The organism is Curtobacterium sp. Csp2 (assembly GCF_013347165.1).
This window is the reverse complement of sequence record NZ_CP054593.1, coordinates 2,427,698-2,438,282: the sequence shown is the minus strand read 5'-3', so window position 1 is coordinate 2,438,282 and position 10,585 is coordinate 2,427,698. Positions and strand designations below refer to the sequence as shown.

Here is a 10,585-nt window from a genome sequence, read left to right as displayed (position 1 = left end):
CGGCGTGCCGAAGTCGATGCTCCCCGAGATCGTCAGCTCCTCCGAGGTCTACGGCCACGTCGAGTCGTCCAACCTCACACGCGGGTCAGCGCACGTCCTCGTCGACCCAGTCGAAGGTCTTCGTGACGGCCTTCTTCCAGAGGCGGAGCTGACGGTCGCGCTCGGCGTCGTCGAGCTGGGGCTCCCAGCGCTTGTCCTCCTGCCAGTTGGCGCGCAGCTCGTCCAGGTTCGCCCAGAACCCGACGGCCAGACCGGCGGCGTAGGCGGCACCGAGGGCGGTGGTCTCCGCGACGACCGGTCGGACGACCGGCACGTTGAGGATGTCCGCCTGGAACTGCATGAGGGCGTCGTTGGCGGTCATGCCGCCGTCGACCTTGAGCTCCGTCAGCTCGACACCGGAGTCGGCGTTGACCGCGTCCAGGACCTCGCGGGTCTGGAGCGCCGTCGCCTCGAGCGCGGCACGGGCGATGTGGCCCTTGTTGACGTAGCGCGTCAGGCCGACGAGGGCACCGCGGGCGTCCGGACGCCAGTAGGGCGCGAACAGACCCGAGAACGCCGGGACGAAGTAGACGCCGCCGTTGTCCTCGACGGTCTTGGCGAGTGCCTCGACCTCGGGGGCGCTGCCGATGATGCCGAGGTTGTCACGGAGCCACTGGATGAGCGAGCCCGTGACGGCGATCGAGCCCTCGAGCGCGTAGTGCGTCTCCTGGTCGCCGAGCTTGTAGCCGACGGTGGTGAGCAGCCCGTTCTCGGAGCGGACGATCTCGGTACCGGTGTTGAAGATCAGGAAGTTGCCGGTGCCGTAGGTGTTCTTCGACTCGCCCTGGTCGAACGCCGCCTGGCCGAAGGTCGCGGCCTGCTGGTCGCCGAGGATGCCGGCGATCGGGACCTCGCGGAGCAGGTTGGACGACTCGACGTGGCCGTAGACCTCGGAGGAGCTGACGATCTCGGGGAGCATCGACTTCGGCACGCCGAAGTCGGCGAGGATGTCGTCGCGCCAGGACAGCGTCTCGAGGTCCATGAACAGCGTGCGGGACGCGTTCGTGACGTCGGTCTTGTGCACGCCGCCGTCGGTGCCGCCGGTCAGGTTCCAGAGGACCCAGGTGTCGGTGGTGCCGAAGAGCAGGTCGCCGGCCTCGGCCTTCTCGCGGGCACCCTCGACGTTCTCGAGGATCCAGGCGATCTTGGTGCCGGAGAAGTACGTGGCGAGGGGCAGGCCGACGATCGACTTGTAGCGGTCGGTGTCGCCGTCCGCGAGCTTGTCGACGATCGCCTGCGTGCGGGTGTCCTGCCAGACGATGGCGTTGTAGACGGCCTTGCCGGTGGTCTTGTCCCAGACCACCGCGGTCTCGCGCTGGTTGGTGATGCCGACCGCGGCGACGTCGTGGCGGGTGATGTCCGCGCGGGACAGCGCCTGGCCGATGACCTCGCGCGTGTTGTCCCAGATCTCCGCGGGGTCGTGCTCGACCCACCCGGCGCGCGGGAAGATCTGCTCGTGCTCCTTCTGTCCGACGGAGACGATCGAACCGGAGTGGTCGAAGACGATCGCTCGAGTCGAGGTGGTGCCCTGGTCGATGGCGACGATGTAGTCGGCCATTGGTGCTCCTTTGCGGGTGTGTTCGGTGCGTCGGTCGGCGCGGGGCGTCGACCGGGGCCGGCCCCGGGTGGGGCCGGCCGGTGCGGGAGGGGTCAGACGAGGGGGAGGAGGGCCTTCGACAGCACGGCTGCGAGCGCGCCACCGACGAGCGGTCCGACGACCGGGACCCAGGCGTAGGACCAGTCGCTGGAGCCCTTGCCCTTGATCGGCAGGAGGGCGTGGGCGATGCGCGGACCGAGGTCACGGGCGGGGTTGATGGCGTAGCCGGTCGGGCCACCGAGCGAGACACCGATCGCGATCACGAGGAAGGCGACGGGGATCGCGCCGAGCTCGGCCGGGGTCTTGCCGTTGGTGAAGGCGATGACGACGAAGACGAGGACGAAGGTGCCGATGATCTCGGTCACGACGTTCCAGCCGTAGGAGCGGATCGCCGGGCCGGTCGAGAAGACGCCGAGCTTCGCTGCTGCGTCAGGCTCCTCGTCGAAGTGCTGCTTGTAGGCGAGCCAGACGATGACCGCACCGATGATCGCGCCGATGAGCTGCGCGATCCAGTACAGGAACATCTGGCCGATGGTGATGTTGCCGAGGATCGCCTGCGCGAGGCTGACCGCGGGGTTGAGCTGGCCGCCGGACTTGTACGACACGGTGACACCGGCGAAGACCGCGAAGCCCCAGCCGATCGTGACCATGAGGAAGCCCGCGCCGAAGCCCTTCGACTTCGTGAGGGAGACCGCGGCGACGACACCGCCACCGAGGATGATGAGCATCGCCGTACCGACGAGCTCGGAGAGGAAATTGACGCCGATGCCGTCCATCGGTGACCTCCTGTGCGTAGGGGTCGGGGGTCCGGTGGTGCTGCGTCCGGCACTCCCCGTTGAGTGATTGGGGCCGAGCATAGTGACGCGGATCGCCGCTGCGCGATGCGCCACCGAGGGAAGTTCGCGAAAGTGCACGAACGTGCATGCCCCGTGTGCGGTTGCCCATCAGGAGCCGTCGCCACGCCCGCATCGTGCTGCACGAACGTGCACATGGACCGAACGGGCGGCCGCTGTAGGGTGGACGCACTCCGGTCGACGACGGCGGTGTGGCCCCGTCGCGAGCGGCCCCGCCACCGTGGAGGACAGCATGAAGAAGCTCATCAACGATCCGCAGGCCGTCGTCACCGAGACCGTGCGCGGTTTCGCCCGGGCGCACGCCGACCACGTCGTCCTCGTCGAGGACCCGATCCACCTGCACCGCGCGGACGCTCCCGTCGCCGGCAAGGTCGGGATCGTGAGCGGCGGTGGCAGCGGCCACGAGCCCCTGCACGCCGGGTTCGTCGGGTACGGCATGCTCGACGCCGCCGTCCCCGGCCCGGTGTTCACGAGCCCGACCCCGGACCCGATCGTCGCCGCGACGAAGGCCGTCGACGGCGGAGCCGGGGTGCTCCACATCGTCAAGAACTACACCGGCGACGTGCTCAACTTCGAGACCGCCGCCGAGCTTGCCGGCATGGAGGACGTCCGGGTCGAGAGCGTCGTGGTCGACGACGACGTCGCCGTGCAGGACTCGCTCTACACGGCCGGACGCCGCGGGGTCGCCGGCACGGTCGTCGTCGAGAAGTGCGCGGGTGCCGCCGCCGAGCGGGGCGACGACCTGGACGCCGTGGCCGCCGTCGCGCGGCACGTCAACGACGTCACCCGCTCGATGGGACTCGCGCTGTCCTCCGGCACCGTCCCGCACGCGGGGGAGCCGTCCTTCACGCTCGCCGACGACGAGGTCGAGCTGGGCATCGGCATCCACGGCGAGCCCGGGCGGGAGCGGATCCCCATGGCACCGGCCGACCAGCTCGTCGACCGGGTGCTCGAACCGATCCTCACGGACCTCGACGCGCCGGCCGGGTCGGACCTGCTCCTGCTCGTCAACGGCATGGGCGGCACGCCGCTCGCCGAGCTCTACATCCTCTACCGCCGCGCGGCCGAGGTGCTCACGGACCGTGGCCACCACGTCACGCGTAGTTTGGTCGGGGACTACGTCACGTCCCTCGAGATGCAGGGGTTCTCGCTCACCGTCACGGTGCTCGACGACGAACTCACCGCCCTCTGGGACGCCCCGGTGGAGACCCCGGCCCTGCGCTGGGGCCGCTGACACCGCCCACCCTCCAGGAAGGAACACGAATTGGCGCTCGACACCGCATGGGCCCTCGACTGGGTGCGTCGCACCGCGTCGACCATCGACGACCACCGGGCGGAGCTCGTCACGCTCGACCGTGAGATCGGCGACGGCGNCCACGGCGAGAACCTCGACCGCGGGTTCCGCGCGGTCGTCGAGGCGCTCGACGCCGGCTCCTTCGACTCGCCCGGTGCGGTGTTCAAGGTCGTCGCGACGAAGCTCATCTCGACGGTCGGCGGCGCCGCCGGCCCGCTCTTCGGCACCGCGTACCTCAAGGCCGCGCAGGCAGCCGGTGACGCGTCGGAGCTCGACGCCGACACGCTCGTCGTGGTGCTCACCGCGGCTCGCGACGGGGTCGTCTCGCGCGGCAAGGCCGAGGTCGGCGACAAGACCATGGTCGACGCGTGGACGCCCGCCGTCGACGCCGCCGCGACCGCCGCGACCGCCGGCGAGGCCCCCGAGCGCGTGCTCGAGGCCGCCGCGGACGCCGCGGCCACCGGTGCCGAGTCGACCGACCCGCTCGTCGCCCGCAAGGGCCGCGCGAGCTACCTGGGGGAGCGCGCCGTCGGGCACCGCGACCCGGGCGCGCAGTCGACGGCGTACATCCTGCGCGCCGCGGTGGACGCCGCGTGACGGTCGGCATCCTGGTCGTCTCGCACAGCGCGGCGGTCGCGACCGGCACCGTCGAGCTCGCCCGCCAGATGGCCGCCGACGTCCCGATGGTCGCCGCCGGCGGGACCGAGGACGGCGGGATCGGGACCTCCTTCGAGGCGATCACCGCGGGGTTCGAGGAGCTCGGCACGGCCGACGCGGTCGTCGTCCTCTGCGACCTCGGCTCCGCGTACCTGACGACGGACGCCGCGCTCGACTTCCTCGACGACGACGCGCGGGCACGCGTGCACGTGTCGCAGGCGCCCTTGGTCGAGGGCACGGTGGCCGCCGCCGTCGCCGCCCAGACGGGCGGCGACGTCGACGCGGTGCTCGCTGCCGCGGCGACCGCCGCAGCGTCCGAGGCGGAGGCGAGCAGTGCCTCCCGTGCGGACGGCGACCAGCCTGGAGGCACGGGGCCGGGTGTCGGGGCCGCCAGCGTCGACGACGTGGCCGCGTCCGCGACCGTCGAGCTGGTGAACGAGAGCGGTCTGCACGCGCGGCCGGCCGCGGAGTTCGTGAAGACCGCAGCGAAGCACGAGGCGAGCGTCCGCGTGAACGGCGTGGACGCGAAGAGCCTGCTCGCGATCATGGCGCTCGCCCTGCCCAAGGGTGCGACCGTGACCATCGAGGCGACCGGCGCTGACGCGCAGGACGCCGTCGACGCGCTGACCGAGTTGGTCCGGTCCGGCTTCGGCGAGTGACCGCACGCTGACCGTCCCGCGTCCGTCCGCGCACGCGCCGGACGGGCGTGGGGTCAACCGGTGACCGAGACGGTGCCGGCGAGGTCGATGTCCGACGGCCCGCCGGTCACCCCGGCGTCGGCGAGGAGCGTCGCGCCGATCACCGCGCACCGGTCGGGGACGTCGGCGAGGCGGCTGCGATCCGCCGGGCAGTGGGGGAGCACGCCCTCGTCACGGCGCCGAAGGGGGCGATCGGGCACATGTTCGGTGCGGCCGGGGCGGTCGAGACGATCCTGACCGTGCGGGCCCTGGAGACCGGGACGGTGCCGCCGACGCGCAACCTCGTGCACCTCGACCCGGCGGTCGAGCTCGACGTCGTGGCGGGGGCTGCGCGGCGGGCACCGCTGCGGGCGGCGCTCAACAACTCGTTCGGGTTCGGCGTGCAGAACGCGTCGCTGGTGCTGACGACGGCGTGACCGCGGCGCGGTGGGGCGTCCGACCGTCCGACCGTCCGGCGGTCCGTCTGTCCGTCCGTGTGTCGGGCTGCGCTTCTGTCAGGATGAGCGCGTGCGCGCAGTCCAGTACGAGCAGTTCGGTACCCGTCCCGTCGTCGTCGACCTGCCGACGCCGACCCCGCCGTCCGACGGCGTCGTCGTCCGCGTCGCCGCGACCGGGGTCTGCCGGAGCGACTGGCACGCCTGGAAGGGCCACGACGACTCGGTCCGGCTCCCGCACGTGCCGGGTCACGAGTTCGCCGGCGTCGTCGACGCGGTGGGCCCCGGGGTCAGCCGCTTCATCGTCGGCCAGCGCGTCACGGCACCGTTCGTCTTCGCGTGCGGCACGTGCGACCAGTGCCGCGACGGCGCCACCCAGGTCTGCACGCGCCAGGAGCAGCCCGGGTTCACGCTGTCCGGCTCCTACGCCGAGGCCGTCGTCGTCCCGCACGCCGACGTCAACCTCGTGGCGCTGCCGGACGCGGTCGGGTTCGCCGAGGCCGCCGGGCTCGGCTGCCGGTTCGGCACGGCGTACCACGCCCTGCACGCCCGCGGACGCGTCGCCGCAGGGGAGTGGGTCGTCGTCTACGGCTGCGGCGGGGTGGGGATCTCGGCGGTCATCGTCGCCCTCGCGGCCGGTGCGCGGGTGGTCGCGATTGACGTCTCGGCCGCCGCACTCGAGCGCGCCGCCGCACTCGGGGCCACGACGGTCACGATGGACGACGACGCGGTCCGGACGGTCCGGGAGCTCACGGGCGGCGGTGCACACGTGTCGGTCGACGCCTACGGCAGCCGAGCGACCTCGGTCGCCGCGGTGGCCTCGCTCCGGCCGCGGGGGCGACACGTGCAGGTCGGCCTGCTGCTCGACGACGAGGCGATCCCGGCGATCCCGATGGGCCGCGTGATCGGTGACGAACTGGAGCTGCTCGGCAGCCACGGGATCGCGGTCGGCGAGTACGCCGCGATGCTCGAGGACGTCGTCGCCGGGCGACTCCGGCCGGCGGAGTCGATCGGCCGGACGGTCGGGTTCTCGGACCTGCCGGACGAGCTCGTCGCGATGGACGGGCCGCCGACGTCTGCGGGCATGACCGTCGCGGTCTTCGAGCGGTAGGGCAGAGGCGACAGCCCGCCCCGGACCTTGCCGCGTCGACCTTGCTGGTCGACGTCAATATTCGTTTTGATACTGATCTGCGTCTGAGAGGTGGTTGTTCGGAGGAGCCGAGGCCGCAGAGGCAGTTGGCGATCCTCATGATGGACGGTTCGCGCTCTACGCTGGGACGCGTGAGCAGAACTCCCCGACAGCGACCGTTCGAGCTCGCTCCGGCACCCTGGCCGGAGATTCCTGCCGACGACGCGATCGCAGAAGCGGCTCGTACATTTGTGGTGCGACTGAGACAGGCGATGGGAACTCAGAGCACACGCGCTGTCGCGACGGCTGCTGGAGTGCACCACACAACGTTGCTCGGTGTTCTAGCCGGTCGTTCCTGGCCAGATCTCGCCACGCTCGCTCGGCTCGAGCTTGCCCTCGACGCCGAACTGTGGCGACGACCCGCCCGTTAGGGGTCGATCACCGTTTCGAAAGCAAACCAGGTTCCGCCCGACATCTTAGCGAGGGAACGGAGGCGTCCCTCGAAGCGTTGCCGAGACTCGATGGGAGCCTCATGAAGGTGTTGGAGGCGGCGCCTCAGGAGTTCGCGCATCAGCGCCGCCGCCGATTCGTCCCCTCCAAGCTCTCCGCTGATGACGTACTCGCCGGAGTCGAGGTCACAGACAGCGGCGAGTTCGGCAGCTCCGACGGTCACGACGAAGTCACCGCGACGCCCGATGGTTCGATAGTCGATACGCGCGGCCTCGGGAACCACGACCGCGTCCAGCCAAGAGAGTTCAACTCTGGTGCCGACTGCGGCTTCGATCGTGAGGCGCGGTGAAGCAGAACCCGCGCCCTGCTCGCCTTCTCCCATGCGCTGATTATAATCAGCACGCGGCATGAGTCGGGTCGCAAGCGGCTGGAAGGTGGGGAAGTGGCGTCGGACGTATCAGGGGCGGCCCGTGCGTCGTTGGAGCCTGCGGGCTCGCATCAAACGTCGGTCGCCGCGCTGGAAGCGGCCATCCAATCGCTTGGCCTCGAGTTCGACGCAACAGTGGCGCAGATCGCGGACTCGCTAACGGCGCTCAACCGGCCGAGTCCGCTGGGAACGGCGAAGCGAGCCCTCATCCTTCAGTGGATCGGCGCCGTCGGTGACGAGTTCCAATGGGAAGCGGAGCTGAGCGACCGGAATCTCATGACCGTGCTGATCCGAGCCATATCGATCGAGCACGCGACGGTGTTGCAGGCTGATGACGTGGCCCGACGACGGGGGAGTACTTTCCGTGAGCTTCGGGCTGACATGGTTTCTCGACAGCTTTGGGGATTCGAACGGGCTGGAGCCTTGCTGTTCCCTTCGTGGCAGTTCATCGACGCAGGTGCCCGGACTCTGGAGCTCATCTCCGAGGTCCTCCCGACGGTGCTGCAGTGCATACCCCCGGACGCGCCGCCGGCACTAGTTACTCGCCTGATGTGCTCCGAAGACCCGCACTTGCAGCGGGGCGGCTCGCGGTGCAGCCCACGAGAACATCTAATAGCGGGCGGATCGCCTTGGCCCGTGGTGCGGACCTTGCTGCTTGTGCTCGAAGGGTCCGCTTCACGCCTCCCAGATCTCGTTCTCGGAGGACGGGATGATCGGTGAGATCGGCTGGGGAAAAACGGCGTCCACACTTCGACTGAAGCAGAGGAAGCAACCGCTGTGAACCCCCGATGACGTCACGGCTACAAATCGCTCGCGCTCGCGCACGTGTGGCTCTCGCCGTTCGGACCGGTGAGGAGCTGCTGGAAAGCGTCCGAGAGGTTGCCGCGATGGACTTCGCGGACGCCGACGACGCGGTCCAAGTTGCACGGGACCGCGAGCTCGACTCGCCCCGGCTCGATGGCGCCTTCCGGAGGCTCATCGGCGTCCACGCCGGCGGTCACGACTTTGGGCCTCGCCACAACCCGCCGCGAACGCAGACCGGCCGGGACCTTACCCCTGACGAGGAGGGGGTCCTGATCGAGGCCGTGTTCGTTACGCGGGAGCGGTATGAAGCGGCGAAGGCTGCTGTCGCGCGTGGAGAGCTCGACGCACTTGAACGCCGATCGTGGCAGCGCGGATTGAGCGCCTCACTCACCTTGGAACAGGCAGCCGACTGGCTGGACACAGGAACTGGCCGGGTCCTCACAGATCTCGCGTTCGGCGACCTGTTCGCGTTCGTGTGCGACGACGAGCTTCTGTTCCCGACATGGCAGTTCATCGACGATCCGGATCAATCTTCGCTGAACTACATGACGTCGCTGGTCGGAGCTTTCGATGACGACATGCACCCGACGTCGATCCTCGGATTCATGACGACTCCGCACTCGTACACGTCCATCGACGGCGAACCGGCGACGCCGGTTGAGTGGCTCACTGCAGGCCGCGACGTGAAGCCGCTGCTGGAGCTGCTCGAAACCCGGCGCTTGAGATAGCTCCTTCGAGTGCGGAGCTCCTCGATCCCCTGGCGCACTACCTCACACTCTGAGCAGCACGCACCTTGTCGTACTCCTGATGCTGCGCCGGCGGCGGCGGAAGCTCAAGGTTGTCGAGTTGGAACTCGATGTGTCCGTTCCGCGCCTGTTCCGCATCTGACCGGTCCTCGCCGAGGATGTCGGGACCGTCGGGAAGGTGCTCATTCCGGAGCCCTTCGTTACCCTGCGACCGGGCGAGCTGAGGACATGATCTCCCTCGCGGGCCAGGCGGGATTCTTCGGCGAATGAAGGCCGACGGGCAGGCCTTCTCAGCCGCTTGACCGTCCCGCTCAGGGGGCCTTCTTCGGAACCTATTCCGGACCATCTATCCGGACAGCGCGTGGGTGCACCCTCCGAAGGATCCCATCCTGGATATTGGACGTCCGGTTCACGACCGGCTATTGAGACGCAGCGATCGCGAGCAGGGCGACCTCGACGACAGCGTCGGAAGGCATGTCCGGGTAGTAGTTCTCGCGCAGCTGTTGGGCGAAGAGCTGCATGTCAGTCTCAGGAGGCTGGTGGGCTTGTTCGGCGGTGAGGCTGTCAAGCCGGTATTGGTGCACGGCGATCACGGTGCCGGGGACCGGTCCTGCCGTCGGGTGTTCATCGAAGACGAACACGGCTGCTCCCACCGGGACGTCCTCGTTCCACCGCACGGTGGTGACCTTCTCGCCAGACATCACTGCCTCGTAGTGCTTGCGATGGAAGTGGATCGTGTTGGGTGCTGCACTGACCATGCGCCCACTCTGCCGTAGCGGCAGAGGGTGGCGATCGAGGTGCCGGTTCCGGCGACCGGAAGTCGCGCCGCCGCGCTGGATCGGCCCGAACGGATGCGTCCGGAGGCCGATCGATCACCGGACGCGTTCGCTGAGCTACTGGTTAGAGCTGTCCCTGCGCGACCAGGAGAAGATCCAACCTCCCAGGAGCATCACAGCGCCCAAAAAGGTGAAGATGACGCCGGCTACGACGTTCCACCCGCCGACGAGCAGGACGACACCGATCACCACCAACAAGCCTCCGGCGAGCACGTTGAAGCGTGCACGGGCTGGCCGATCATCGCCGTTGGGGGCTGTCACTGCTCGAACGATAGCGAAGCGCTCTCGTGTCCGTTAGCCGGTGGCGGTTTCAAGGGGTCGTTGCAACGGGTGGTTGTCTTGGGTCTGACAGTAGCTGCTCGAATGCTTCTGCCGGGGTGCGGTAGCCGAGCGTTTTGCGCGGCCGTCCGTTGAGTTCAGCAGCGACTTCGAGGAGCCGTTCCGGGCTGTGGGTGCTGAGGTCGGTGGACTTCGGGAAGTACTGCCGGAGCAGGCCGTTGGTGTTCTCGTTCGAGCCGCGCTGCCAGGGCTTGTGCGGGTCGCAGAAGTAGATCGCGAGGTCCGTGGCGAGGGTGATGTCCTTGTGCCGGGCAAGCTCAGTGCCCTGATCCCACGTCAAC

General features: G+C 69.2%; 11 protein-coding genes and 1 pseudogene. 6 read left to right on the top strand and 6 right to left on the bottom strand.

The window, feature by feature from the left end; all coding sequences use genetic code 11:
• Positions 1-85: 85 nt before the first annotated feature.
• Together glpK and HUN59_RS11780 are read right to left on the bottom strand one after the other, a co-directional pair.
• Positions 86-1,597 (bottom strand): glycerol kinase GlpK, encoded by a 1,512-nt coding sequence (glpK, locus tag HUN59_RS11785; RefSeq protein WP_058743203.1) that lies wholly within the window; start codon positions 1,595-1,597, stop codon positions 86-88.
• A gap of 92 nt (positions 1,598-1,689) precedes the next feature.
• Positions 1,690-2,412 (bottom strand): MIP/aquaporin family protein, encoded by a 723-nt coding sequence (locus tag HUN59_RS11780; RefSeq protein ID WP_058742687.1) that lies wholly within the window; start codon positions 2,410-2,412, stop codon positions 1,690-1,692.
• A gap of 310 nt (positions 2,413-2,722) precedes the next feature.
• Here HUN59_RS11780 and dhaK point away from each other — a divergent pair, with 310 nt between their 5' ends.
• The 5 genes and pseudogenes from dhaK to HUN59_RS11755 all read left to right on the top strand — a co-directional run bounded on the left by dhaK (position 2,723) and on the right by HUN59_RS11755 (position 6,684).
• On the top strand, positions 2,723-3,724 hold the full coding sequence (dhaK, locus tag HUN59_RS11775; RefSeq protein ID WP_141861569.1) for a dihydroxyacetone kinase subunit DhaK: 1,002 nt from the start codon (positions 2,723-2,725) through the stop codon (positions 3,722-3,724).
• 30 nt (positions 3,725-3,754) lie between these two features.
• Positions 3,755-4,381 carry a dihydroxyacetone kinase subunit DhaL gene (gene dhaL, locus HUN59_RS11770; RefSeq protein ID WP_174778457.1) on the top strand — a complete coding sequence of 209 codons (627 nt, stop codon included), beginning with the start codon at positions 3,755-3,757 and terminating at the stop codon, positions 4,379-4,381.
• Positions 4,378-5,100 (top strand): dihydroxyacetone kinase phosphoryl donor subunit DhaM, encoded by a 723-nt coding sequence (dhaM, locus tag HUN59_RS11765; RefSeq protein WP_174778456.1) that lies wholly within the window; start codon positions 4,378-4,380, stop codon positions 5,098-5,100. Before dhaL ends, dhaM begins: the two co-directional genes overlap by 4 nt.
• Before the next feature lie 161 nt (positions 5,101-5,261).
• Positions 5,262-5,555 (top strand): annotated as a pseudogene (locus tag HUN59_RS11760) (beta-ketoacyl-ACP synthase); the annotation flags it as partial.
• A 91-nt stretch (positions 5,556-5,646) separates the two neighbouring features.
• Entirely contained in the window at positions 5,647-6,684 is a 1,038-nt protein-coding gene (locus HUN59_RS11755; protein ID WP_174778455.1) for an alcohol dehydrogenase catalytic domain-containing protein, read from the top strand.
• Between the two features lie 445 nt (positions 6,685-7,129).
• Here HUN59_RS11755 and HUN59_RS11750 read toward each other — a convergent pair whose 3' ends face one another.
• Positions 7,130-7,534, bottom strand: coding sequence for a hypothetical protein (locus HUN59_RS11750; protein WP_174778454.1), 405 nt, complete (start codon positions 7,532-7,534; stop codon positions 7,130-7,132).
• Positions 7,535-8,466: 932 nt separating this feature from the next.
• Here HUN59_RS11750 and HUN59_RS11745 point away from each other — a divergent pair.
• A complete protein-coding gene (locus HUN59_RS11745) occupies positions 8,467-9,111 on the top strand; it encodes a hypothetical protein (protein WP_174778453.1) in 645 nt (214 codons plus the stop codon).
• A 437-nt stretch (positions 9,112-9,548) separates the two neighbouring features.
• Here HUN59_RS11745 and HUN59_RS11740 read toward each other — a convergent pair whose 3' ends face one another.
• From HUN59_RS11740 to HUN59_RS11730, 3 genes are all read right to left on the bottom strand, one after another.
• Positions 9,549-9,887, bottom strand: a complete 339-nt coding sequence (locus tag HUN59_RS11740) for an ASCH domain-containing protein (protein WP_174778452.1) — start codon at positions 9,885-9,887, stop codon at positions 9,549-9,551.
• Positions 9,888-10,022: 135 nt separating this feature from the next.
• Positions 10,023-10,226 (bottom strand): hypothetical protein, encoded by a 204-nt coding sequence (locus HUN59_RS11735; RefSeq protein WP_174778451.1) that lies wholly within the window; start codon positions 10,224-10,226, stop codon positions 10,023-10,025.
• 49 nt (positions 10,227-10,275) lie between these two features.
• Positions 10,276-10,585: IS30 family transposase (locus HUN59_RS11730; protein WP_174778450.1), on the bottom strand; the 310-nt coding region annotated here is incomplete at its 5' end.